The sequence below is a fragment of the Paraburkholderia aspalathi genome (assembly GCF_900116445.1).
In the GTDB taxonomy this organism is placed as follows: domain Bacteria; phylum Pseudomonadota; class Gammaproteobacteria; order Burkholderiales; family Burkholderiaceae; genus Paraburkholderia; species Paraburkholderia aspalathi.
Window position 1 is genome coordinate 138,459 of the sequence record NZ_FPBH01000022.1, and the last position, 24,864, is coordinate 163,322.

At 60.9% G+C, this 24,864-nt stretch carries 19 protein-coding genes and 2 pseudogenes; 5 read left to right on the plus strand and 16 right to left on the minus strand.

Going from position 1 to position 24,864, the window contains the following annotated elements; all coding sequences use genetic code 11:
* Positions 1–26: 26 nt before the first annotated feature.
* The 4 genes and pseudogenes from BM438_RS28980 to tssF form a co-directional block, all read right to left on the minus strand.
* Positions 27–701, minus strand: a complete 675-nt coding sequence (locus BM438_RS28980; protein ID WP_093641453.1) for a peroxiredoxin-like family protein — start codon at positions 699–701, stop codon at positions 27–29.
* Positions 702–926: 225 nt separating this feature from the next.
* Entirely contained in the window at positions 927–1,562 is a 636-nt protein-coding gene (tssJ, locus tag BM438_RS28985) for a type VI secretion system lipoprotein TssJ (protein ID WP_093641456.1), read from the minus strand.
* A 5-nt stretch (positions 1,563–1,567) separates the two neighbouring features.
* Positions 1,568–2,560, minus strand: a complete 993-nt coding sequence (gene tssG / locus BM438_RS28990) for a type VI secretion system baseplate subunit TssG (RefSeq protein ID WP_093641589.1) — start codon at positions 2,558–2,560, stop codon at positions 1,568–1,570.
* A 74-nt stretch (positions 2,561–2,634) separates the two neighbouring features.
* Positions 2,635–3,684 (minus strand): annotated as a pseudogene (gene tssF / locus BM438_RS28995) (type VI secretion system baseplate subunit TssF); the annotation flags it as partial.
* Here tssF and tssD point away from each other — a divergent pair.
* The 3 genes and pseudogenes from tssD to tssE all read left to right on the plus strand — a co-directional run.
* A pseudogene (gene tssD / locus BM438_RS29000) lies at positions 3,683–3,958 on the plus strand (type VI secretion system tube protein TssD); the annotation flags it as partial. The pseudogenes tssF and tssD sit on opposite strands and share 2 nt — an antisense overlap.
* A 104-nt stretch (positions 3,959–4,062) precedes the next feature.
* Positions 4,063–6,849: a type VI secretion system ATPase TssH gene (tssH, locus tag BM438_RS29005; RefSeq protein WP_093641462.1), complete on the plus strand. Its 2,787-nt coding sequence runs from the start codon at positions 4,063–4,065 to the stop codon at positions 6,847–6,849.
* Positions 6,846–7,280, plus strand: a complete 435-nt coding sequence (gene tssE / locus BM438_RS29010; protein ID WP_093641465.1) for a type VI secretion system baseplate subunit TssE — start codon at positions 6,846–6,848, stop codon at positions 7,278–7,280. The genes tssH and tssE overlap by 4 nt, the downstream gene beginning before the upstream one ends.
* A 131-nt stretch (positions 7,281–7,411) precedes the next feature.
* On the opposite strand, the gene BM438_RS29015 is transcribed toward tssE, so the two are convergent.
* From BM438_RS29015 to BM438_RS29075, 12 genes are all read right to left on the minus strand, one after another.
* On the minus strand, positions 7,412–8,191 hold the full coding sequence (locus BM438_RS29015) for a cyclase family protein (protein ID WP_093641468.1): 780 nt from the start codon (positions 8,189–8,191) through the stop codon (positions 7,412–7,414).
* 70 nt (positions 8,192–8,261) lie between these two features.
* Positions 8,262–9,761: an indolepyruvate oxidoreductase subunit beta family protein gene (locus BM438_RS29020; protein ID WP_093641471.1), complete on the minus strand. Its 1,500-nt coding sequence runs from the start codon at positions 9,759–9,761 to the stop codon at positions 8,262–8,264.
* A 16-nt stretch (positions 9,762–9,777) separates the two neighbouring features.
* Positions 9,778–11,988 (minus strand): thiamine pyrophosphate-dependent enzyme, encoded by a 2,211-nt coding sequence (locus tag BM438_RS29025; RefSeq protein WP_093641474.1) that lies wholly within the window; start codon positions 11,986–11,988, stop codon positions 9,778–9,780.
* 209 nt (positions 11,989–12,197) lie between these two features.
* Positions 12,198–13,106, minus strand: a complete 909-nt coding sequence (locus BM438_RS29030; RefSeq protein ID WP_093641477.1) for a LysR family transcriptional regulator — start codon at positions 13,104–13,106, stop codon at positions 12,198–12,200.
* Positions 13,107–13,485: 379 nt separating this feature from the next.
* Positions 13,486–14,607, minus strand: a complete 1,122-nt coding sequence (locus tag BM438_RS29040; protein WP_244179473.1) for a porin — start codon at positions 14,605–14,607, stop codon at positions 13,486–13,488.
* Positions 14,608–14,703: 96 nt separating this feature from the next.
* Positions 14,704–15,006: a Zn-ribbon domain-containing OB-fold protein gene (locus tag BM438_RS29045; RefSeq protein WP_093641482.1), complete on the minus strand. Its 303-nt coding sequence runs from the start codon at positions 15,004–15,006 to the stop codon at positions 14,704–14,706.
* Positions 15,003–16,169 (minus strand): thiolase family protein, encoded by a 1,167-nt coding sequence (locus BM438_RS29050; protein ID WP_093641485.1) that lies wholly within the window; start codon positions 16,167–16,169, stop codon positions 15,003–15,005. Before BM438_RS29050 ends, BM438_RS29045 begins: the two co-directional genes overlap by 4 nt.
* A gap of 14 nt (positions 16,170–16,183) precedes the next feature.
* Positions 16,184–17,509, minus strand: a complete 1,326-nt coding sequence (locus BM438_RS29055; protein ID WP_093641488.1) for an MFS transporter — start codon at positions 17,507–17,509, stop codon at positions 16,184–16,186.
* A gap of 126 nt (positions 17,510–17,635) precedes the next feature.
* Entirely contained in the window at positions 17,636–19,246 is a 1,611-nt protein-coding gene (locus BM438_RS29060) for an ATP-dependent acyl-CoA ligase (RefSeq protein WP_093641595.1), read from the minus strand.
* A 240-nt stretch (positions 19,247–19,486) separates the two neighbouring features.
* Entirely contained in the window at positions 19,487–19,738 is a 252-nt protein-coding gene (locus BM438_RS45640; RefSeq protein ID WP_167378475.1) for a DUF4148 domain-containing protein, read from the minus strand.
* A gap of 103 nt (positions 19,739–19,841) precedes the next feature.
* A complete protein-coding gene (locus BM438_RS29070; protein ID WP_093641494.1) occupies positions 19,842–20,630 on the minus strand; it encodes an alpha/beta fold hydrolase in 789 nt (262 codons plus the stop codon).
* Positions 20,631–20,666: 36 nt separating this feature from the next.
* On the minus strand, positions 20,667–22,103 hold the full coding sequence (locus tag BM438_RS29075) for an amidohydrolase (protein ID WP_093641497.1): 1,437 nt from the start codon (positions 22,101–22,103) through the stop codon (positions 20,667–20,669).
* 186 nt (positions 22,104–22,289) lie between these two features.
* On the opposite strand from BM438_RS29075, the gene BM438_RS29080 reads away from it, so the two are divergent.
* Together BM438_RS29080 and BM438_RS29085 are read left to right on the plus strand one after the other, a co-directional pair.
* Entirely contained in the window at positions 22,290–23,240 is a 951-nt protein-coding gene (locus tag BM438_RS29080; protein WP_093641499.1) for a LysR family transcriptional regulator, read from the plus strand.
* A gap of 224 nt (positions 23,241–23,464) precedes the next feature.
* Entirely contained in the window at positions 23,465–24,793 is a 1,329-nt protein-coding gene (locus BM438_RS29085) for an MFS transporter (RefSeq protein ID WP_093641502.1), read from the plus strand.
* The last annotated feature ends 71 nt before the right edge of the window (positions 24,794–24,864 follow it).

A 24,864-nucleotide genomic window follows, 5' to 3' on the forward strand; every position in this document is an offset into this window, starting at 1 on the left:
CCGGCCGGGAACGAAGCAGGATCGAATCAGGATGCCGAAACAACCTTCTTGCGGAGAACCGGCAACATATCCTGAGGCTCAGGACGATGCGTATAGTCCGGGTTGACTTCCGAGTACAGGATCGTTCCGTCTTGCCCGACCACGTAGCGCGCCGGCATCGGCAACGTCCAACTGTCGTCCCCGTTGAACGCCGGCAGATCGTTCTTGAGGTTCTTGTACAGATCCACGAGATAGTCGGGCAAAGCAAAGCGGATGCCGAATGCGGCGGCGACATCGTTGTGCGTGTCGCTCAGGATCGGGAAATTCAGCTTGTTGGTGCGGACAGATTTGCGGCTGTTCACGGCATTCTGCGGTGAGATCGCAACCAGACTTGCACCCTCGGCCTTGAACGACGGCAGCGCTTCTTCAAGGGCCGTCAGTTCAAGATTGCAATACGGACACCATACGCCACGGTAGAAGCTGATCACGAGTGGCCCCTGCTTCAGCAGGTCGACAGACGACACAGGTTTGCCGTCTGGGTCATTGAGGGTGAATTCCGGTGCTACGTCGCCTGCTTTGAGAGCGCGTGCGGCCTGTCCGGACGCCACGAGTTCGGCCGTCGCGCGTTCCATGATCGGATGGATTTCCGGCGGTGCAAAGAATGGGGCTTTGCCGCCTTTGAAATCGGCCTTGAATGCGTCGAGCCTGGCTTGAAGTGACATGACAATCTCCTTCCTGATGATGTTGAACGCACAGTGCGTAGGAGGGATCGTCCGGCAATGCAAACCGGTGGAGAAGACAGCGCGGATGCATAACTGTCATTCCTGCTGGGCATAGGGGTGATGGCTGGATTTACCCTCGACCGTGCGCCGATGCGCGCCGCCCAGGTTGAACAGGTAGCCTGCCGTCGCGTACGCTCCGCACTAACACAAACGGCATGTGTTCGCTCACCCCGCCTGCGTTCCATACTCCGTGATTACCGCCGGTTTCGGCTTCGGTGGATTCGGCACGCTCTGCTGCGGCGCGTTACGCTTGATCGTGTCATCCGTCGCACCAACGAGATTTAGCGTGTTGTCGCGCGCCTCGATCTTCACCGGGTCCGTCTTCTTCCACTGCTTTTTCGGAATCACCAGCTTCCACGACGAGTCTTTGCCGGCGTCGCGGAAGAACGCGACCACGCCGACATACGCCGCATCGTTGCTCATCGGCTCGCTGATGCTCGCGCTCGCGTCCGGACGCAGCACGACATCTTTGGTCGCGAGCAGATCGGCCTTCAGCGCCGCAAGGTCATTGGTCTGCAACTGCGTGTAGTCGAGTTGCTGGAATGCCTGCGGCGTTTTCAATTGATAGATCCGCACTACCGTCGACAATGATTGCCCCGCGCCGTTTACGTTTAGTGACGACCGGCTGACGAGGTCCATGTTCATGGTCTTGACTTGCGTCGTGAACGCCCATTTCGCCGCGTCCACTGTACTGTCCTTCATTGCCTGTCCAACGCCGCAACCTGCAACGGTAAGCACGATTAACGCTGCTGCGCCGATTCGAAGCTGTCGCTTCATTCTGTTGATCCTTTTGTGTTCCATATCCGTTAAATACCGCGCCCGTGCGTCGCACGCTCCTCGTTGGCACGTCGTTCGGTGCCCCCTGTCCATTCGCCAAGCTGCACGCGCGTGACTGCAGCGACAGAATCGTGCCTGCGGGGCTGCACCAATTGGGTGGTGTAGCCCAGGCTGACCTGATCTGAGTTCAGTTGCTGAGCCGGCATGAGCTCCGTACTGACGTGCATTTCCAGATGCGCCCTTGCCTCATAGCCCAGGTAAAATCGCAGCAGCGCCATGAGTTCCTGGTAATTGGTCCGCCCCGGCATCAGTCCGAGCACCGATTCACGCGTCTGGGGTGTGATGATCACGCGCACAGCATTGGCCCGGTCATAAAAACCGCGGCCAAGCAGACAGCCCTCACCCAACGCTCCCGGCGAGTAATCGTCTACGCGGATCCATACAGGATGGAACTCCTCCACCGTGATGCGTGCATCAGGCACGGCATGCTGCAGCACACCCTTCAGTCCTTCAGCCGTGCGCGTCTTCTGACCCGCAAGCCCGAGCATCGACAACAGTTTGCGCGGGCCGACCGCCTGTGCGATCTCCGATGTGCCAATGCCGAGTCCCGCGAAGCTCAGCAGATAGCGCGAAATCTCGTCGGTGCCCCCGCTCCTGAAGCCGGCCGGGTAACGATACTTTCGCCACACGCGGTAGTACTGCGTAACGACCCGGTGATGGAAAAGATCAAGAAAACTCGACATCGGGTCGGCGCCGTCGCGGTTCTGCGCGACTTCTTCGACGAAATACGACGGCATGCGCGCGTCGACCCCGTACAGGCCAAGAAACGTCGTGCGAACGGCCGGTGGCGCCGACGGGTTGTCCAGATCGTATTCGACCGCGTCGATTTCACGGTTCGGAAATCCGATCCGCGCCCGCGATCGAAACCGCACTGGCTCTGTAGCGGGCGAATCGCTCGCACCCAGCGGCGGCTTGTCGGGAGCGGCAAGTTCGATCAGCTCGCAGAAGCGGAAGAAGTTCATCCGCGTCGCATCGTCGAGCAGCGCCGGCAGCAACTGCCGGTCCGCGTATGACGGAAACTCCTTGCTCGGTGCGTTCAAAACGGTGCTCCTTCGCCCTTCGTATCCGGCCATTCAATGCGGCGGCCAGTGGGCTGCGACACAATCACGAGCTTTGTGAACAGGTTCAACGTCGCGTACAGCCCAAGAAAACGGTTGAGCATCCCACCAAACAGTTCGATGTCGCCCTCGCCGGCAAACCGGTTGCTGTCGAGCGTCACCTCGATTTCAACGCCACGCTGCAGCCCGCCCTTCACGAGCTTCTGCAACAGCCGGTGCTGCACGTCGGTGATGGCATCGATGCGGCGTTTGTTCATCTCGCCCTCGGTCCAGTCGTACAACGCGAGCGCGCCGCGCAGAATTTCCGGGTTCAGCAGCGACAGATAGTTCGGCGCGAGATGCGACAGCACGCGCCACTGGAAGCGGTCGCCGGTTGGCGGGTAAACCGGTAACGTCGGCGCAGTCAGATTGCGCACCGAGCCAATGTTCGTGAAGCCGCTGCGCATGCGGGTGATACCCGCTTCGCGAAGGCCCTTGCGCGGCAACAGCCCGTTAGTGCCCGTCACCGACAGTGACAGCGTTTCCTTCGGCAACGTCACCTGATTCTCCCAGGCGTGGCCGCCGAGGACCACCCATGTGTCGAACCGTCCCGATGGCCCGCGCCGCACGCGCGTATGGAAATACCGTTCGGGCATTTCGTGGCGCAGCATGCCGCCGCGATGACGGAACGAAGCGAACGGCGCGTATTCGAAGCGCTGGCCGGATCCCGCCTCGAAGCCCTGCACGGTGTCGACCGAATACACATCGACTTTGTCCCCGCGTTGCTCGATCGAGTGGACACGATATTCGGTTTCGAACTGGGTCGCTATGATTGGGTCAGCTTCCAGCTCGAACAGATTGATGATTGGTGTGCAGAAGAGGCGCACATTTTCGGCTGAGAAGCGCAAGTCGTCGGGATAGGGCTTCTGCAGTGCGACCTCGACATCGAAATACGGTGCGTCTTGTGGAATCGCCTGCATGTCCAGACCGAGCAGGTCCACAAACATGAACTTTTCTGGAAACGTGAAGTACTCGAGCAACAACTGGTACCTCTACAAAGCGGTGACGAGCGGCCAGACGCTCAAGTCGGTCGAGATCAAATGGTACAAGATCGACGACGCAGGCAAAGAGAAAGAGTACTTCAATACGAAACTCGACAACGTGAAGGTTGTCGCCGTCAAGCCGAAGATGTTGGACATCAAGAATCCGGCCTACGAGAAGCACAATCACCTGGAAGAGATCGAACTGCGCTACGAGAAAATCACGTGGTCGTACAAGGACGGCAACATCATTCACGCCGATAGCTGGAACGAACGCTCGTAAATGTAGCTGGTCCGGCACCCTTGGTCGTTCTCTCCGGGGTGCCGTTTTCTTGCGCGAACCGCCGTCAATCCGGTCCGCGCGTTTCTTCCTTCCGATCTCCTGCCATGACCGCCCGTGACCTCTCCCCGTTCCTGCGCCGCCTCAACGACCATTGCGCCCGCGCCCTCGCCGAAGCCGCGAACCTGTGCGAAACGCGCGCCCACCGGGATATCGAAGTCGAGCACTGGCTGATCAAGCTACTTGAACTGGGCGAAGGCGATCTGGTCGCGATCGTGCGCCGCTATGACCTCGACGTCGATAGCATCTGGAACGGGCTGTTGAGCGCCATCGACCGCTTGCCGCACGAGTTGCGCGGCAAACCGGGTCTGTCTCACCGGCTGGGTCAACTGCTCGAAGCGGCGTGGATGGGTGCGTCGCTCGAAGCGGGCGCCACGTCGATCCGATCGGCGCATCTGTTGGCGGCGCTTGCCGATGCGCCGCATCTGCTGCGTGCGCCGGATGCGTGGCCGCTGCTCTCGGTGTCCGCCGCGCAGATCGAACGCCTGAGGCCGGAACTGGACAGGGTTTCGGTCGAAGCGCCAACTGCCGTTGTGCACACGGATGGAAACGTTCCGTCCACGTCGGACACCAGCAACAATGAACACTCACCTTCCGGCATGCGCGCCGCCGTCGGAGCAACCGCTACGCCGACGCACTCGTCTCCCACGATAGATTCACCGCGCGCAAGCCTCCCTGAGCGCCCCGGAACCGATGCATTGCAACGCTTCACCATCGACATCACACAAAAAGCGCGCGACGGCAGGGTCGACCCGGTGTTCGGCCGCGAAGTAGAAATTCGGCAGATGGTCGACATTCTGACCAGGCGGCGCAAAAACAATCCGATCCTTGTGGGCGAGCCTGGTGTCGGCAAAACCGCGTTGGTCGAAGGACTCGCGCTAAAGATTGCCGAAGGCGACGTGCCGGCGGTGATCCGCGACGTCAGCGTATTGACGCTCGATCTCGGCCTGCTGCAGGCCGGTGCAGGCGTCAAAGGCGAATTCGAGCAACGCCTGAAGAATGTGATCGAAGCCGTCCAGCAGTCGCCCACGCCGATCCTGTTGTTCATCAACGAAGCGCACACGCTGATCGGCGCAGGCAATAGCGCCGGCGGCGCCGACGCCGCGAACCTGCTCAAGCCCGCGCTCGCGCGCGGCGAACTGCGCACGATCGCGGCAACCACGTGGTCCGAATACAAACAGTACTTCGAACGCGACGCCGCACTCGAGCGGCGTTTCCAGATGGTCAAGGTCGACGAACCCGACGACGACAACGCCTGCTTGATGCTGCGCGGCCTGAAGGAGCGCTACGCACTGCACCACGGCGTGCATATCACCGACGCGGCAGTGGCCGCGGCCGTGCGGCTATCGCGCCGCTATCTGACCGGCCGCCAGTTGCCGGATAAGGCAGTCGACCTGCTCGACACCGCAGCGGCACGCGTGAGCATGAGCACTGAAGCTACCCCGGTGGTAATTTCGGCGCGCCTCGCGGAGCGCGCCGCGCTCGAAGTGGAACGTGCGGCGTTAATCGAGGACCAGGGCGCGACCTCCGCAGAAGTCGGCGAACGATTGAACGCCATCGAAACCCGCCTCGCCTCACTCGCTAGTGAACTCGGCGCACTGGAAGCGGCGTTCGCCGAACAGAAAGACGCCGCTACCGTGCTGCAGACGCTGCGGCGACAATGGCACGCGGCAACGGACGAATCCATCCGCAGCGACCTACAGCAATCGATCCGCGCAGCACACGAAACGCTGGCGAAACACGGTGCCGACGCGCTGATTCACGCGGAAGTAGACGACGCCGCGATCGCACGCGTCATCGCCGACTGGACGGGCGTACCGGTAGGCAGTCTGCTCGAAGACGAACTCGCCACCCTGCTCGATATGGAAACACGGCTCTCGCGGGTCGTGGTCGGCCAGGACGACGCCCTCGCCGCACTTGGCAAGAGCTTGCGTGCCGCCAAGGCCGGTCTCAAATCCGACGAAGCGCCGCTTGGCGTGTTCCTGCTGGTCGGGCCGTCCGGCGTCGGCAAAACCGAAACGGCTCGTGCATTGGCCGACCTGATGTTCGGCGGCGAGCGAGCGCTGATCACGATCAACCTGTCCGAGTACCAGGAAGCCCATACCGTCTCACAGCTCAAAGGCTCTCCGCCGGGATACGTCGGGTATGGCCAGGGTGGCGTACTCACGGAAGCCGTCCGACAACGCCCATATAGCGTGATCCTGCTCGATGAAGTCGAGAAAGCCCATCGCGACGTGTTGAACCTCTTTTATCAGGTGTTCGACCGCGGCTTCATGCGCGACGGTGAAGGCCGCATCATCGACTTCCGCAATACGGTGATCCTGATGACGTCGAATCTCGGCAGCGAGCAGATCATGGCGGCCAGAGACGCTGTCGCCGAAGCCGGCGGCGAACTGAGCACCGGCATGTTGATGGACGCAATCCGCCCGCTGCTGATCGAGCACTTCCAGCCGGCACTGCTCGCGCGCTTCCAGACGGTCGTGTACCGGCCGCTGTCGGACGCGGCGTTAGCGTCAATCGTGCGGATGAAACTCGACAAGGTAGCACGGCGCATCGAGCGCCGCTTCGGCGTGCCACTCGTCTGCAACGATGCACTGGTGAGCGAACTCGCGCACGCGTGCCAGTTGCCTGACTCCGGCGCACGCAACATCGACAGCCTGCTCGATCAGCAGATCCTGCCTGTGCTCTCGCGGGAATTGCTGGTGCGGATCGCAAGACATCGTCTGCCGCGCGCGACATCTGGTGGGAAGCTTCCGCGGGCGATCCGGCTGTCGCTCTCGGATGACGACGGCATCACCGTGGAGTTCGATGACGCAGCGGAGGCGCTGACATGACGCGTGGGGGACCAGGGCTCTTCGAGTTGGTGACCGGGCACTTCGCAAACGGCACGGTCGTCGACGACTTCGATGCGCAAACACAGACCTTCTTCTCCGTACAGGACAACATCCAACGCATCCTGAACAGCCGCCGCAATGGACTCGCACATTTACCTGACTACGGACTCGACGATCTGTCGGAGATCTATCGGCATCTGCCATCGTCCGCGCACAAGCTCAAACATGCAATCGAAGTGACGCTGTTGAAATACGAGCCGCGCCTTGAATCGATCGCTATCGATATCGAGGATACCGAGCCGGGCATGCTGCTGAGCTTCACGTTGAGTTGCCAGTTGCATCAGAGCGGACTGGTGCGCTTTGGCACGCACTTCACGCCGGACGGCCAGACACGACTCAAGATGCTGCAGGCGGAACGCGATCGCGATTGACGCTGCGGGCCCGCAACCGGTGGTACAGCGGAGCGCTCCGTTACAAAGGCCGACGGTTACTTCACTGAACGAGGCGTGACGCGGGAAGGCAGCAACCGCGTCGCCGTTCGGAACGGATTTACCTCATCAACCTAACTCGCCACCAAAGCAAGTACTCGAAGCGGACTGCCTGAGCCATCCTTAATCTTAAGCGGAGCCGAAACGATGATCGCGCCGACCGGCGGCAGAAGATCGAGGTTGGTCAAGCATTGAAGACCGTAGCGATTTGCGCCGTGCATTAACGTATGGCACGGGTAAGGGATTGGCCAGGCATAAGCCTGCCCCGCGTCGGTGTTGATTGTCTCCACGCCAAAACCATGAACGTCGCGTTCGTGAATCATCCACTCCACCGCTTCCTGCGTTGGACCCGGCGTGTGCGCCCCATCGTCTCTCAGACTTAGAAATTCAGCCGGATCGGTACGCTTTGACCAGTCGGTACGGAATAGAACCCACGCGCCCGCAGGTATCCGGCCGTGTTGCTCTTCCCACCTCCTGAGATAGTCGGAAGTCAGCAGCCAGTCCGAATTCCCAGCGACCTCCGCGCTCGCATCGACTACGACCGCCGGCGCCACGAAGTTGTGTGCATCGATCGTATCGACCGAGTTATGCGGATGATCCTTTCCAGTTACCCAGTGCACAGGCGCATCGAAATGCGTTCCCGTATGCTCGCCACAGGAGAAATTGTTCCAGTACCAGCCCGGCCCCTTCTCGTCATAGTGGCTGATCGTTTCCATCTTGAACGCCCACACCTGCCCGAACTGCGGAGGGAGTTGAAGCGCGGGAAACTCCGGTGACAGTATCTGCGTGAGGTCGACCACTCGCACATCTCCACGAGCAAGGCCGGAAGCTAGTTCACTAAGAGCGGAATGCATCGGTTAATCTCCTTGGCTGAGAAGCTATTACACGCATACGGAGCAAGCACTTCGCTCGTTCCAGTCGCACTTATGCAAGAGCGTACCGGCGCAGCGTTTCACGCAGCCGGTTGCCGTGTTCATCGGCGAGAGCGGCGTCGCGCAATTCGCGCAGCGTGGCAGGCGCAATTCTCGCGCCCGCCTTGACGACCGCCGCCATCACCGTCTGGTAGTTCTTCAGGCCGCGCGCGTGCGTGTCGCTGTAGCCCTTCACGAGACGCTGGCACTGCGCGACCTCGATGGCGAGCGCCGGATTCAGCTTCGCTGTCTCGATGATTCGCTCCAGCCAATCTTCAATGCGCGCGTTCTCCAGCTGGTAGCGTAGCGTGCTGCGGCGCATGCCGCGCAGACGCGAAACCGCATACAGCGTCAGATAGCCGCGCAACGAACTCGTTGTCACGACGCGTCCCGACCGTGCAAACCGTCGCACCAAACGATGTACCCAATGCGGCCGGGTGAGCCAACGGCCAAGGGCAGCCGGCAGCGTTTCGCAGATTTCCTCGATACGCGGGTGCATGAACTCGTTGATCGCGAGCAGCTGATTCTCCCCGGCGCGCACTTCGCCGCGCACCCGTTCGAAGCGCGAGCCGCGCGTCTTGAGGTCAGCGACACGGATGGTGTCTTCGTACGACATCCACAGCGCGAGATAACGCGCGGTTTCGCGCAGCAGCGTCGCGTCGTCGACGGGCAGCGCACGGCGCAGTTCGGAGAGACGATCCAGATAGAACGCTGCGTAAGTGGAGTCCTGGTAGTCGATCAGGCGACGCACCCCTTCGATCGCGAAGGTCTGCGCCTCGGGCGGCAATTCGGCCAGCACGCGTGCGAGCAGTTTCACGGCCACCGGATGGCTGGGCACAGCCGGCGGTACAACCTCGGCCTTCGCGCCTTCTGTTGCTTCATCAGCCCCACCGCGAAGATAGGCCAGGTCGAACGCGCGCAAACTCGGCTTCACACCGACACCGCCACGCTCGATCGTTTCCTCGAACTGCTTGCGGCTAAAGGGCAGCACGCCCGTTCCGGCCAGCGCGCCGAACAGCACCGCGCTGATCACACTGCCAGTCGTCTCGGCGGCCTCTGCCATGTCGAAGCGGACGAAGCGCTTTGCCGCCTGCTTCGCGTGGGCGATCAACGTATCGCTGTCCACGCGGCCATCGCCCATTGCAGCCTTTTCAGCGATCGAATAGACGCGGTGCGTGGACGTCACCAGCGTCGTGCGGTCCGCCGTTACGAGACCACGCTGCACCGCGCGCCCAGCCTCCATAAGCTCAGACGCGAGCACGACGTCGACGTCTCCGGGCAACGGCATCAGCGCAAGTACCGGCGCGCGGCTGTTCGAGTCGTTCAACTCGCGCGGGAACAGTTCGACATAATAGATCGTTGCACCGGTCCGTTGCGCGACGCCCGGCACCGACGTGGTCTGCGCGTAGTAACCGTTGTGCTCGCCGAGATCGACAATCCAGTCGGCCAGCACCCCACCGCCTTCGCCACCCATGGCGAGAACGGCAACCTTGATGGGCTGAGCGTTGCTCATCTATTTCCTTCCTGAATCAGAACGCGAGACGTGCGCGACGCTGAGCATCACGACGTTGCAGCCAGCCGATCACCACATTGCGTACTCGTTGACGCAGCTTGTCGACACGCGTCGGATTGCTGACGATCTGCGCGCGATAGAACGAGGGGCACAAGACAGCTGCATGCGATACCTCACCGCATAGCCCGCAACCGACGCAACTGTCAAGCACGCTCGCAACCGGATCGGTACGAAGCGGATCGGGATTCGGCTTGATCGACAGCGACGGACAGCCGGATAAGCGGATGCACGAGTGGTCGCCAGTACAGGTGTCAGAGTCGACACCGAAGCGCTCGCGCACTACGCGCTCGCCCGCGGCAATCGCCTTGCGGGTCTTCGGTTTTTCACGGCGCTGCTTGTTCAGCATGCATTCGCTCTGCGCGATCAGTACCTTGGGTCCTTTCGAGCTGGTGGTAAGCGCTTCCTTCAGCGTCGCCATCATCGTCTTCAGGTCATAAGTACGACGCACCGTCTTCACCCACTTCACGCCGACCCCGCGTACCGCCTGCTCTATCTCGTGACCGGTGCTGCGTGTCGGATTGAGTGCTGTCGACGACAGAATGTCCTGGCCGCCCGTGGCCGACGTGTAGCTGTTGTCGACCACAATCGTCAGGTTGTCACTCCTGTTGAACACCGCGTTCGCAATACCGCTCGTGAGCCCGTTATGCCAGAAACCACCGTCCCCCATCACAGAGATCGCGCGCTTGTCAGCGCTCGCGTTGAGCGCGGAAGCACTCGCGCTGCCGAGACCATAGCCCATGGTCGTCGCGCCCAGGTTAAACGGAGGCAGAATCGAAAACAGATGGCAACCGATGTCGGCGCTCACATGATGCGCGCCGAGTTCACGTTCGACGAGCTTCATCGCCGTAAAGATCGGGCGCTCCGGACAGCCGGTGCAGAACCCGGGTGGACGCGCATGCACATTAGCGTCGAGCGCCGCGACGGGATCGAGCAGAGTGAGCTCAGCTTCCACCGCTTCAGCGGGCTCCGCCATCGCGAGAGGCGTGGAAGAGACGGCCAATACCGGAATGACTTTTCGGGGAACAGGTTGCGGTTCGAGCACGCCATAGCGCTCGAAGAATGCACGCAAGCCCTTGAGCACGGTAGCAGTGTTGTACTCACCAGCAAGCGGCAGCATGTCCTTGCCGTGCAACGCCACGGTCGAACCGCACTGCCGCAGAATCGAACTGGCATTCTGCTCGACGAAATTCGGCTGGCCTTCTTCGATCACCAGCACGGCACGCTTGCCTTCGCAAAAGCGCTCCCATTCGGAATCGATGAGCGGATACGCAACGTTCATCACGTACAGCGGGATTTCCGAATCGCCGTACACGTCAGCGAGGCCGAGGCGTTCTAACGCGCGCATAACCGTGTTGTAGCTGCCACCCTGCATTGCGATGCCAATCTCGCCAGCGTCCGCCGAGAAGAACTCGTTGAGTTGCCGCTCTTCGATGAACTTGACCGCGGCCGGCCAGCGCTCATGAATTTTCTCGCGTTCATGCATAAAACTCGCGGGAGGCAGCACGATACGGTTAACATCGCGGCTCGGGTTTTCGAGTGCGTCCTTGATCGAGAACGCCGCGCGGCGATTGTCCGAGGCAATGAACTGGCCATGCACATGGCAAGCGCGGATGCGCAGTTGCAGCATGACCGGTGTATGACTCGCCTCCGACAAATCAAAACCGTCTTTCACCGCCTGCACGATGCAAGGCAAGTTCGGCCGCGGGTCCAGCAGCCAGATCTGCGACTTCATCGCGAACGCGTGACTGCGCTCCTGCATGATCGATGAACCTTCGCCGTAGTCTTCGCCAACGATGATGAGCGCGCCGCCCGTCACGCCACCCGACGCCAGGTTCGCAAGCGCGTCAGAGGCGACGTTGGTGCCAACCGTCGCCTTGAACGTCACGGCCCCGCGCAACGGATAGTTGACCGACGCGGCCAGCGACGCGGCAGCCGTGGCCTCGCTCGCACTATTCTCGAAGCGGATGCCGTGATCGCTGAGGATGTCTTGCGCGTCAGCCAGCACGTCCATCAGGTGTGAAATGGGCGCCCCCTGATAGCCGCCCACGTACGCGACTCCGGATTCCAGCAGCGCCTTGGTCACGGCCAGGATGCCCTCGCCGCTGAATAGTTCGCCTGCACCCAGACGCAGCTTCTTCACCTCTTCGACAAACGACCGCTCAGCCATGGCGTCTCTCTACCTTCCAGATTTATGCAATGCAGATGCCCGCAAGGACTTTCAGCCCAATCCTTCATGTGTGGACTCATCCAGACTCGTGGATTAGTCGACACCGAAGTGCGTCTTTCAATGCAGCCCAGTATAGGTGGCGAAGGAGAGTCAGCCTAATCAATCAAATTCGAACCGTGCATAAAATCGTTTATGACGACCGTGTGCTATCAATCTTCGTGAAGGCTATCGATAATCACCGAGCGGAGCCAGCGATTGCCCTCCTCCGACTCGAATGCATCGTGCCAATGCACGGTAACTTCCACTTCCGGGATTTGGACTGGGAGTGGATAGATAACAAACTCGCCTCGCTCGTTGAACAGGCGCGCCACCCTCAGCGGCAACGTGACCATCCAATCCGTGCGCCGGATGATCTGCGGGACAACCGTGAAGTGAGGCACACGTAACGCGATTCTCCGGTGCAAACCTTCCGCCTGCAGCAGGTGTTCTATGTTGCGATGGCTGCTCTCGCTCGATCCAACGGAAATGTGCGACAGGGAAAGAAATTTCTCACGGGAGATCTGTCTGGCAGGCAAGCCTGTGCGCTTACGCGTCATGCAAACATAAGGCTCATGAAACAGCAGCGCGTATTGTGTCGTCAGCTTGAGGGCCGGCATATTGCCGACTGCAAAATCCAGTTGCCCGAGCCTGAGCCTTTCTTCAGCGTCAGCGATGGGAATCTGCTGCACCGAGAGCCTGACGAACGGCGCGGTTTGCTGAAGCTTGGTGCACAGAATCGGCAGAAAAACCTGCTCGCCAACGTCGGACATCGAGAGATGAAATTCCCGGCTGCTGGCAGCCGGGTCAAAGCGGTCGCCATGACGGAATACTTCGCGTAGCGAAGAGATCGCCCGATTGACAGGTGCAGACAGCTCCGTGGCGGTTGGGGTGGGCAGCATCTCCCCGGTGGTGCGCACAAAGAGCGGATCGTCGAAGAGCGAGCGAAGCCTCCCGAGCGAGTAACTGACCGCGGGCTGTGACAGACCCAGCCGCTGCCCGGCACGCGTCAGGCTGCGCTCCTCCAGAATTGCCTGAAAGACACGCAGGAGGTTCAGGTCAACGTCGTTGAAGTCCACCACAATGGATTCCTTGCTCTTAAAGATCACCGGCGTGACGATTACACGCCCGTACTTCTTGCAAACGCATGGGGCGGTCGCCGATCAGGAACTGTCTGAAATGAAAATAGCGGCCTGGCGCGCGCAGGGGCCACGCCGTCCACGCCAATGCGGAACGGCGGCGCCGGTCATTATAGTAGACGCGTCGAGTGATGGTGGGGTCGTATGATCGGGCGACGAGAGCGCTGTTTGCAAACAGACGCTTGACGAGTTGTGGCTCTGGTCGCACTGTCTTTTTCATTGTGAGCTGACCTGGAAGCGCAGGCCAGCTTCGTGCTCATTCAACCGAAGATATGCGTTCGGTCGTGGTTACCGCTAGAGCGGATACAGTCCCGCCCGAAACTCAGAATTTCTTTCGAATCCCGAGCCGCAATGCCACCTGGTTGGCCGAGCTCGACGCCGCCAGCACGGGAGCGAGATCGGCAACCGCGCCGCCCCCCGCTCGCATGTAAGTCGCGCTCGCATAGACATCGGTCGACTTCGACAGGAAATAGTCCGCGCTGGCGTCCGCCTCGTGGTAGTGCGGGGCTTGCCCGGTTGCGGACACGTTGCCTTCGGTATAGCTATACGCGACGCCGAGCTGCAACGCGGGGGTGATCATATAGCTGCCCACGATTTCAGCGATGTTGAAGGTCACGTGCCCACCGATCTTCGCACCCAGACTGGGGTCGAGGTTGCCGAACTGTGTGTGGGTCCAGTCCGCCGTGATGCGCGCAGGTCCCATCGCATAGGACGCCGCGACACCGAACACCTTGTAGCTGCCCGCCGCGAGACCGTAGTTGCCGTCCACTGTGTTTCCGGCTGTCCAGACGCCGTCCGGCACTGCCGTAGCCGGATGATCGATCGACGTATACGCGCCGACGAGCTGGAGATTGCCGGTCGCGTATTGCAGTGCAAACGACTTCGCGCTGTTGCTGGCGAAGTTGCCCGGCGCGCCGCCGAAACTGTAGATGCCGACACCTGTGAGACCCGCGAAGGTCGGCGACACGTACTTAACCGCGTTTTGCAGACGAAAGTCGATGCCGTTGTTGTCGAGATCCCCCGGATGCGGGAACAGTATCCCGCCGGGCAAGGTTCCGTTAGCCGACAGCGCGCCGATATAGTCGCCAATCGCCTCACCCTGGCGACCGAGCGTCAGCGTACCGTAACGGTCGTTCGACAGTCCCACGTAAGCGAGGCGGCCAAACTCGCGCCCGCCCTGGCTAAGCGCGCCGTTGTTGACGTTAAAGCCGTTCTCCAGCCGGAACAGCGCGGAAGTGCCGCCGCCGAGGTCCTCGACGCCTTTCATCCCCCACCGATTGCCTTGCGAGATACTGCCTTGCATTTGCCACGCGCTGTGCCCGCCCTGGTTGCTGGACCAGGTGAGACCATCGTCAATGATGCCGTAGATGGTGACGCTGCTCTGCGCATGCGCCACCTGACAAATTGATAGGATACCGAATGAACAGGCAAGCAGCTTTTTCATGAATTCTCCAATTCCCGGTGAGCGTTTTTTAGGGTGGTGTAACTGAACGGCTAGTAACGCCGCGCCGCCTCGCGAAAGCGGCCGCGCGGCGGCATGTCAACCGCGTCGGGCAACGATCCGGTGTTGTGCATCCAGCGCGAGACTGACTGCATCGCCGGTTTCCACAGGAGAGTCGAGACGCGCGATGACAATCGGTCCCGCTTCTGTGGCAACGCTCGCCAGGTGGATGTCAGCGCTGTTATCCGCGCCCACTCGGTGCCGAACGGCGGTCGCCGCCTTCACTGTGCCGCCCTCTGCGTCGAGCGCCGACCACTCGGCGCCCCCACAAGACGGGCACAGGTAGCGAGCCGGAAATAGCGTGGTGCCGCAGTGCGTACAGCGGAAAACTTTTATGCTCATTGCGCGCCTCGATCGAAAGCTTCAAGCACCACCGCATTCGCACACATACCGTAGCGATACTCGACCATGCCATAGCCGCTGACGAGCGCCCGCCGGGCACCCGCTACCTGCCGCTCGCCGGCCTCACCGCGCAACTGTGTCAGGGCTTCGACAAGCCCGTGCATTCCACCAGCCGCGCCCGCCTGCCCTGCCGAAAGTTGTCCACCCGACGTATTGACCGGCAATTCTTCCGACGCAATGCGCGCGATCAGCGCACGCATGTCGCCGTCCGGCGCGAAGCCGAGGTCCGCCAATTGAACGAGCACCATCACCGGATAATCGTCGTACACGGACACGAGATCCATGTCGGCGGGCGTCATGCCTGCGTCGCGCCACAGAGTCGGTGCAAGTGCGGCAAGCGACGTCTGCAATCCATCGCCCATCTGGTGATCGGGGTTATAGCTGCAGCGCAGCGCACGCACCGCGACGTGCCGGTCGTGCTTCGCGAGGTCGGCTCGCGCGATAACGATCGCGTTCGCGCCGCTGACGACCGGCACGCAGTCGAAGCGTCCTAGCGGTTCAGCTATAAGCGGCGCATCCAGATACGCCTCGACGGTCAGCGGCGCACGATAGACGGCTTGCGGGTTGCGCGATGCCCACGCCCGCTGCGCAACGCACAGCGCGCCGTAATCCGCGCGCGACAGGTCGTAACGTTGCGCATGCAACTGCGTCATCATCGCGAACAGCGCGTTCGGCCCGCCGCTTTCGAGGGGTCGCAGCCAGGTGCGCGTCGTCAGGTTGTAATGGTCGACGAGTTGCTTGAAATCTGCCGGCTCGAAGCGATCCCCCGATACGAGCACGATCACGTTGGCGTCGCCGCACTGGATCGCGCGCACTGCATGTTGCAGCAGGTTGATTGCGCTGGCGCCGCCGTGACAGTCGTCCATGCACCAGCGTGGCGAGAGCCCAAGGCGCCAGGCAACGTCGATCGCGTGATCCGGAGCAAGGGTGAACGATGCCACTCCCAGCCCGTCTACTTCATGGGCGGCAAAGCCTGATTGCGCCAGCGCCGCGGAGAACGCCTCCGCGAGCAGATCGCCTGTCGTGCCTTCCGGCGCCTGGCGGCGATAGGGAACTTCCACCCCGCCGCAAAGCAATACCCCGGCATGGTCGCGTGACTGCATGATCGATCTCCCCTTTAGCGTGCGGAGCGTTGCGCTGTTTCCCGCGCACAGAGAAGCGCCACGACGGTTATCGCACCCATCGCCATGAGCATTAGCGCGACCGGCCACGCGGCGTGGTACTTCGCAAGCAGCGCGGTGGCCACGAGCGGCGAGAGGCCGCCCGCGAATACGGAGGCGATCTCGTGGCCCAGCGCCATGCCTGAATAACGGACCTCCGTGCTGAACAGTTCGCCCATCAGGCTCGGCTGGGTCCCGATCATCGCACCATGACACACGCCATTGGCAAGCAAGAAAGCGAGCCAGATGAGCCCCGGCACCTTCGTGTCGATTAGCCAGAAGAACGGCAGCGCAATGACGATTAGCCCCACCGCGCCGATCATGTACACGGGCTTGCGGCCGATGCGATCGGATAACCGACCCCACACCAGCATCATGCCCAGCTCGACGGTCATCGACACCATCACCCCCGCGAGCATGACCGAACTCGGCACGCCGATGAACTTCCCATACACAAGTGAGAAAGCAAGGAAGATATAAGAGCCGCCGTTCTCGGCCACGCGCAGGCCCATTGCGATCAGCAACTCCTTCGGGTGGCGGCGGATCGCTTCGAGCACGGGCGTGTGCGTCGTCTTGCCCGCCGCCGCTGCCTTCGCGAATTCAGTGCTTTCCGGCAACCTCGAGCGGATGTAGACGCCGACACCGAAGATCACAATCGATAGCAGAAACGGCACGCGCCAGCCCCAGCTCATGAACGTGTCGTGTGGCAGCTTTTGCACGAGAAAGAAAACCGCGGCCGACAACACAAAGCCGCCGCCCACACCGATCTGGCTCCAGGAGGCGTACATGCCGCGCTTTTCTGGCGGCGCCGACTCGCTGATCATCAATACACCACCGCCCCATTCACCGCCTGACGCGACACCTTGCAGCACGCGCAGCACGAGAAGGAGCGCCGGCGCCCACAGCCCGGCCTGGGCATAGGTCGGCAACAGGCCGATCAAAAACGTCGCGCCGCCCATGATCGATAGCGTCCACACGAGAGCGCCCTTGCGTCCGTAGCGATCGCCGATGTGGCCGAACAGTACGCCGCCGAACGGCCGCGCGGCAAAACCGACGGCAAAGCCTGCGAACGCGGCAAGCGTTCCGATCAACGGGTCGGTGCCTTTCGGAAAAAACAGTTCGCCGAACACCAGCGCGGCCGCAGTACTGTAGAGAAAGAAGTCATACCATTCGAGCGCGTTGCCTGCGACCGACGCCATGACTATGCGCCGCAACGACTTCTGATCGATCCCACCGCTGACGGCTTGTACGTCAGGCGCGGGAAAGGTTTGCGTGCTTGCCATACTGCCTCCGGTATGCCGCAGCGCGGCACGATATTGGGCTGGTGCGACGACTTATTGACTGCGAAACAGCTGAGCGTGAACGCGCCAGGCTGATGGTGCAGATGAGTAGCTCGCCAGGCTATGCCGCTAGGAACGCTTGAGCCGGTAGCCGGATTTTTCGAGGTCCCACGTGCTCTCTGTCACACCGGCCTCGCGCAGTTTGTATTTCTGGATCTTGCCGTTTTCCGTTCTCGGCAGCTCGCGCACGAAGTCAAGAAAGCGCGGCACGGCGAAGTACGGCAGACGTGGCTCGCAGTACTGGATCAGGTCCAGTGGCTCCAGCGTCGCGTTATCGCACAGCACGAGTGAGGCCATCACTTCATCTTCGGCGAGTTCGGAGCGCACAGCGAATACCGCGGCGATTTCAACCGATGGATGGCTCAGCAGAGCCTGCTCAACTTCATAGGACGAAATGTTCTCACCACGCCGCCGGATCGCGTCCTTCTGCCGGTCGATGAAACGGTAGTAGCCGTCTGCTTCGCGTACCACGCGATCCCCGGTGTGAAACCACAGATTGCGCCACGCTTCGACTGTCTTCTCCGGCATGCCGAAGTAGCCACTCGCGAGCGCGCATGGCTCGTCCGCCCGGACAATCAGCTCGCCAGCCTCGCCGTCCGGGACAGGATGGTCGTGCTCGTCGACGACGCGCGCATCGAAACCCTCCGTAAGTTTGCCCATGAAGCCGGGACGCTGTGCGTCGATGTGGGCGCCGATCACAAAGTTCGTTTCCGTCGAACCGTAACCGTCCAGCAATGCAATTCCACAACGCTCGGTGAACTCATGCTGGAACTGGCCCGGCACGCCCGGCGCTAGCGCAATGCGCACCCTATGTGCGCGTTCGTTCGGAGACACAGCGCGGCTGAGCAGAATCGGCACCATCGCACCCAGCACGGATGTGATGGTCGCTTTGGTCTCAACGAGCGCGTCGAAGAAACCACTCGCCGAAAAGCGACGATCGACGACAAGCTCGGCATCGTGCGTGAGCGCCTGAAAGAAGAAGTTCAGTGCATTCGTATGGAAGAGTGGCAGGCACGTATAGAGCACATCGCCGGCCGTGACGCCGAGATAATCTGCCGTGTGCCTGCCCCACCAATAAAACTGCGCGTGCGAACAGATCACGCCCTTTGACAATCCCGACGTCCCCGACGTGTACAAAATCGCGAGCGGATCGCTATCGGCAAGCTCTGCGGCTGCGACCGGTTCACTCCGCAGCGGCAACGGCACAGACCGAACGCTGTATGCCGGCGCTGCGGTCGGCTCTTGCCCAATCAGCCATACAGATTCGACTGCCAGGTCGCCGGGATCGAGTGCGTAAACGGCGTCGACGAGATGAGTTTCGGCAACGACCAGCCGTGCGCCAGAGTTGCGCAGAATGTGTTCGAGTTGCAAGCCGCGCGAAGCCGTATTGATCGGAACTGCGATCGCGCCGAGCCACGCGCAGCCCAGAATGATTTCCATGAACTCGCTGCGATTCGTGCAAAGCAGCGCCACACGGTCACCGCGTCCCACGCCTTGAGCGGCCAGCGAACCTGCACGGCGCGTAGCGATATCGAGTGCCTCGGCGCCGGTCCATTGCGTCGAGCGATCAGAGAAAAGCGGTGCGTGCGGGTTTCGGGCTGCACGAGCAGCCAGCATTTCCGGCAGGGTAAGTCTCGTGGTGTTACTCCCCGGCGCCTGGCTGCAAATCGCAGCTGGCATGTGGATGTTGCCCATGTCGTCCCCGCCTGAAATGTATGCAGGCGAGTCTAGGTTTCGCGACGGACATGTGTCAAATTCATCAATTTTGCTCTCGCTATCAATCTGGCGGATTTTGGGTGGCACGCTCAGCTCGTCCAACCGATCAGATTAAAGTCCGATTTTCCAGCTCGCCAATTCAATCTGTAATCCTTATAAACAATCGCCAAAAGCACCGCATGCGTGCCGAACCCTGTATTCCCACTACTGCGCTGGAACGGTGGAAATACCCCGGGTTGCGCGTTTGGCGTCGAGACGCTTTTCTGCGGCAATGAGGTCGTTTGGATAGTCATACCGTACTGCGTCGGGCTGATATCCAATCGCGACCAGTTCCCTGAGTTCCTGCGTCACCTTCGTCCGGGCCACAGCGCTATCGCTCGATGTTTGCGCGAACGCGCCCCCAGGGAGAAGAACCAGCGCAGCGGCAACCGACACCACAATCCGAGGCATGTTCATGATCCACACTCCTGGCGAGGCGCTAAAGGAGGTTGCGTCAGCCTCGCTCAGCCAAGTATAGGTGCGAATCTGCAACGACAGAAATGCGTCAAACTCTCGAAAGCTATTCGCAAGGATCGTCCGAATCCCCGGCAGACACGCCCTCATTGATGGCAAACGCCAGGCCCGCCGGATTGTCCCGCATCATGAAGTGCCCCGCGTTCTGCACGATACTGACCACGATACCCATCCTCGATAAGCTAACCGCGTCGGGATGCGGCAGCGAGCGCTCGCCGAAAATCACTGAACGCGGCATTTCCAGCCGCAACAGCAATTCACGCCACGCCACTGAATCGCCTTCTACCAACGATGTCGCCGCACGATGGACTGCTCTGGCACAGGAGATCGCGAGAGCGCCCGCCCAAACGGGATCGCCCTCTCTCGACGCGGTCGCGACCGTTTGCGCGTGGCCGTACAACCGATAGTCAGATTCAAAGTAGGCCGCAATCTCGCGACTGAACAATCCTCCGCCCGCGTCAAGATTCGGCTCTGCGAGAACCAGACGGCGTACCCGGCGAGGCGCCATCGTAGCCGCAACGATCGCGACCGCCCCACCCATGCTGTGACCGAAGAGATCGACGTCTGTGTCGAGACTCCGAATGAGTTCGACGACGATTCGAGCATGGTCTTCGACACGATATCCGAAGCACTCAGGCCGGTCGCTATACCCGGATCCCAGCAAATCGACCAGAATGCTGCGCCGCCTCGTCAATGCCGGATCCGAGATCACTTGCGGGTAGTCGCACGAGGACGCGCAGCCAAGTCCGTGGATAAACACTAGCGGCGTGCCTACCCCTGGAATGTCATGGAATCGCAGCGTCCCGCTTTGCCCGGAAAGCTTGAGAGTGCGCACGGATGATCCTGGGTCGATATGCCGGGCCTGCGGTGTTCAGGCGGTCGCTTGGGTACGCGCCGGCGGGGGCAAGACTTCCGGCGGAATCGGGCAATCATAAGGCTTGCGCCCGCGCTTTTCGTCAAGCTCCGCTTTTGCTGCGCGCAGCACATCCGGTTGGCCGACCAGATCGACGGCCGTGGCAGCCAGTGTCTGCGCGGCCAGCAACATGCCTCGGTGAGCCAGCGTCGCCTTGCCCTGCGAGACCATTTGCCACGAATGAAAACCTGTTCCCCATGCGAAGCAGGACGTCAGGCATTGCGTGGTCGGAACGACCCAGGTGACATCGCCAACATCGGTCGAGCCTGTCACCGGGCGCGCCATGTCGGCACGATACGGCTGGATGTCCGTAACGATCGGACGCGGGTCACGCAGCGCCGCCGCGAAGTGACGAGCGCTGTTCTCGAAATCATCAGACGAAATGGTCTGCTGAATCTGCCTCGCGAATTCGACGTCGCGATCGCTGACGTCGAAGCCGCCGAGCGCCCGCATGTTCCGGTCGAGAACCTGATCGAGCGTGTCGTTATGCAGCACGTTCGAGCACGCCTTGTCGAAAACGATCTCGAGACGCGTGCCGGTCATCAATGCGGCACCGGCCGCGATCTGTTTGACACGCTCGAACAGATCCCGCGCTTCTTCGCTGCGCGGTGCGCGCACCGTATAAAGCAGTTCGGCGAGTACCGGCACCACGTTGGTCGAAATGCCACCGGAATTGATGTAAGCGAAATGTACACGTGCCTGATCCGGCATGTGCTCGCGCAGATAGTTGACACCGATGTTCATCAGTTCTGCGGCGTCCAGCGCGCTGCGCCCAAGATGCGGCGCGAGAGCCGCGTGCGCGGCCTTGCCGTGAAAGCGGAAATACGCCTGTACGTTCGCGAGCGTGGCGTTCATGAACACCGAATTCGCTACCGAGGGATGCCAGCTCAACGCGACGTCGAGGTCGTCGAACAATCCGGCGCGCGCCATAAAGGTCTTGCCGGCAGCAGCTTCTTCGGCGGGGCAACCGTAGAACCTGACCGTGGCGTCGATATTGTTGGCAGCAAAATAGTCTCTCGCGGCAACTGCCGCGAGATGTGCGCCCGCGCCGAGCAGGTGATGGCCGCAGCCGTGCCCATTGGTGTTGACGCCGTCAGCGGCCGGTACGCAGACCAGCGCGCCGCTTTCCTGGCTCAGCCCGGCCAAAGCATCGTACTCGCCCAGAAATCCGACCAGCGGGCCGCCGCTGCCCGCCTCCGCCACAAACGCCGTCGGCAGTCCGGCCACGCCACGCGTCACGCGAAACCCTTCTTCTTCAAGTAGCGCCGCGTGCAGTTCGGCAGAGCGATATTCGCTGTAGCGCATCTCGGCGTACGACCAGATTTCATTTGCCAGCTCAACGTATCGCTGCTGCTTTGCCTCGACGAGACGCTTCACCTGTGCTGCGTGCTCCACATAGCCTCCATTCTCTCAGGATCGGTAGTCGTTTCGAAAGATTCGCGCCGGTAAGCCGGCGCAAATTCTTCCACTTTCTGCTGGCGTAGAGTATGTCGACAGATAAGCGGCCAACAACTCAATGAAAGTGTTGCCGTTGACTCCCGGTTGTCTCCTCCTGAAAAAATTTGGTGTCATACATTGACCATGAAGCTACATCAACTCCGCGCACTTGTTGCGATCGCCGACACCGGCAGTATCCGGAACGCAGCCCGCGCCACGGACCTCTCGCCGGCCGCCATTACCAAGGCGATACGTGAGCTTGAGGAAGACCTGAATGTCACGCTGATCGTACGCGAGGCTACGGGTGTGACGCTGACCGAAGCAGGTCAGACGCTGCTCGGGCATGCAAGGCTGACAGTCGGACAGTTGGCGCGAGCGCGGCAGGAAATGGAGCGGCTATCCGGTAAGAGGGACGGCACCCTGTCGATTGCAGCGGTGTCGTGGGTCGGTCTAACGTTGCTTGGAGAGGTTGTCGGCCTGTTCCAGACGCGTATGCCCGAGGTAAAGATCGAATTCTTCGAAGGATTGGCAACCGTGTCGATACCAAGATTGCGTGACGGAACGCTCGATATCTCGATTGGAAGGGCTAGCTCTGTTAGGCAAACGGAGGAGTTCACCCATGTCCCGTTGTTTCGCACCGGTTACGCGGTAGTCGGCCGGACGGAACATCGTCTGGCAGGGTGTCGATCGCTGCATGAATTGAAGGACGCCGAGTGGATTCTGAACCGCGACTCCTCCGTCGACGAACTCGCCGCGACCAATGCGTTCACCGAATATTGCCGCGTCTACGAACCACGCATTCATATATCGCATTCCAGTGCGATCGCGCTTGGGCTGGTCGCAAGCACCGACATGTTGACGCTGATGCCATGGCCGCTCGCTGAACTGCTCGTGAGCAAGGAACGATTGACGGTCCTTCCGCTGGTCGACTCCATTGCCGAAGCCGAGATCAGTCTTATATACCGGCGCGCCGCACCACTCAGCAATGCCGCCAAATACTTTGTGGAGTGTCTGACCAGCGTGATCCGCACCTCCATGGCATCCGAAGATCCTTTCAAGCGCCGGCTCTTTCACTCTGTCGAGTGCCTGCTGTAGGCAGCAATCACTCGCTGCGCAGCGAGTGGTTTCTCCTTGACGCAATCCATTCTCGTCATGCCGGACAGCATGACGCCAGATTGCTTCGTGCGCGCTTTCCGAATCATCAATCGTTCAGGAAAGCCAAGCAAATTTTTGACACGTTGACGATACCAAAAAAGAACGTCATTATTTTTTCAATCGCACGGCAAGCGTGCCGGCGCTAACCCAATTCGGAGACGGGTGTGTCAAATCAAGCAAACGGGTGTGAGCACCCGACAGTCCGCACAGCATCGACCCTCGACTTCATTGCGGTGGTCGTGGGCAACGCCCTGGAATTCTTCGACTTCACGGTCTACGCCTTTTTTGCGGTATTCATCGGCAAGGCTTTTTTCCCGGCGTTTTCTCCGGCGAGCCAGGTGATCGCATCGGTCGCGGTGTTCGGCGTCGGCTTCGTCGCACGCCCGATCGGCGGCCTGGTGATCGGCGCCTACGCGGACCGTTCGGGACGCAAGGCGGCGCTGTCTCTGACGATCGGTTTGATGGCACTCGGCACCGCCATCCTCGCGTTCACACCATCGTACGCGACGATCGGCGTGGTGGCGCCCATACTCGTCGTCATCGGCCGTCTGCTACAAGGGTTTTCTGCCGGCGGCGAAATGGGACCCGCGACAACGTACATGCTCGAAATGGCGTCGTCGAACCGGCGCGGCTTCTATACGAGCTGGCAGCTCGCGACCCAAGGTGTGGCTTCGCTGCTGGGCGGGCTGGTCGGCTACGTCGTGTCGTCGATGCTGTCGCCGGCGGCGCTCGAGGAGTGGGGGTGGCGCGTACCGTTTGTCATCGGTCTGTTGATTGCGCCGATCGGACTGTATATCCGGACGCAGTTGAGCGAAACCCTCAATACCGAGTCTGCGGTCAAAGGTACGGGTGAGCTCGTATCCACCATTGTCAGCAAGCACCTTTCCGATTTGCTGCTTTCGTGTGCCGTAATAATCGGACCGACGATCACGGTATATGTCGTCGGGTACTACATGACGACCTACGGCCTGCGCGTACTGCACCTGCCCACGTCGACCTCGATGCTGGTCGGCCTCATCACAGGCGGCGTGGGAATTTTCGCATCGCTGGCCGCCGGCCTGATCTACGACCGGTTTCCCAATACGAAGTGGATGGTACTGCCGCAGGTTTTGACGGTACTGGCGATCGTGCCGGCATTCGTGTGGGTCACCCAGAACGGCACGGCCGTCACCTTTCTTTCGATGGTTGCGCTGCTGACATTGTTGCGCGTGCTGATGGCGCCGTTTCAACTGTGCTTCATTCCCGAGATATTTCCTAACGCGATTCGCAGCACGTGCGTGTCCGTCTGCTTCAGCGTGCCGACCACGATTTTCGGCGGCAGCGCGCAGGTGGTAGTGGCATGGCTCGCCGCGAGGACGGCCGACCCGATGTCGCCGGCCTGGTATCTGCTCGCCGCAAACTCTATTTCGCTGCTCGCCGTGCTGACGCTTTACATGCGACATCGCGCAACGATGGGACGCAACAGCGTATTCCGCGCCAAAGCGGGAATCTAGCAGTCCGTCGATCCAGCCGAATTATTTATTCATGTTCGTCATTCGACTGCGAGGCCTGGCATGTCATTTCG

Excerpts from the sequence above, each read along its gene's own strand:
- BM438_RS29060 (WP_093641595.1), bottom strand. The coding sequence starts at position 19,246 with ATGCCAGCTGCGATTTGCAGCCAGGCGCCGGGGAGTAACACCACGAGA.
- BM438_RS29015 (WP_093641468.1), bottom strand. The coding sequence starts at position 8,191 with ATGCATTCCGCTCTTAGTGAACTAGCTTCCGGCCTTGCTCGTGGAGAT.
- BM438_RS29080 (WP_093641499.1), top strand. The coding sequence starts at position 22,290 with ATGAAGCTACATCAACTCCGCGCACTTGTTGCGATCGCCGACACCGGC.
- BM438_RS29025 (WP_093641474.1), bottom strand. The coding sequence starts at position 11,988 with ATGGCTGAGCGGTCGTTTGTCGAAGAGGTGAAGAAGCTGCGTCTGGGT.
- BM438_RS29020 (WP_093641471.1), bottom strand. The coding sequence starts at position 9,761 with ATGAGCAACGCTCAGCCCATCAAGGTTGCCGTTCTCGCCATGGGTGGC.
- tssH (WP_093641462.1), top strand. The coding sequence starts at position 4,063 with ATGACCGCCCGTGACCTCTCCCCGTTCCTGCGCCGCCTCAACGACCAT.
- BM438_RS45640 (WP_167378475.1), bottom strand. The coding sequence starts at position 19,738 with ATGAACATGCCTCGGATTGTGGTGTCGGTTGCCGCTGCGCTGGTTCTT.
- tssJ (WP_093641456.1), bottom strand. The coding sequence starts at position 1,562 with ATGGAACACAAAAGGATCAACAGAATGAAGCGACAGCTTCGAATCGGC.
- BM438_RS29040 (WP_244179473.1), bottom strand. The coding sequence starts at position 14,607 with ATGAAAAAGCTGCTTGCCTGTTCATTCGGTATCCTATCAATTTGTCAG.
- tssE (WP_093641465.1), top strand. The coding sequence starts at position 6,846 with ATGACGCGTGGGGGACCAGGGCTCTTCGAGTTGGTGACCGGGCACTTC.
- BM438_RS28980 (WP_093641453.1), bottom strand. The coding sequence starts at position 701 with ATGTCACTTCAAGCCAGGCTCGACGCATTCAAGGCCGATTTCAAAGGC.
- BM438_RS29050 (WP_093641485.1), bottom strand. The coding sequence starts at position 16,169 with ATGCAGTCACGCGACCATGCCGGGGTATTGCTTTGCGGCGGGGTGGAA.
- BM438_RS29055 (WP_093641488.1), bottom strand. The coding sequence starts at position 17,509 with ATGGCAAGCACGCAAACCTTTCCCGCGCCTGACGTACAAGCCGTCAGC.
- tssG (WP_093641589.1), bottom strand. The coding sequence starts at position 2,560 with ATGAACTTCTTCCGCTTCTGCGAGCTGATCGAACTTGCCGCTCCCGAC.
- BM438_RS29045 (WP_093641482.1), bottom strand. The coding sequence starts at position 15,006 with ATGAGCATAAAAGTTTTCCGCTGTACGCACTGCGGCACCACGCTATTT.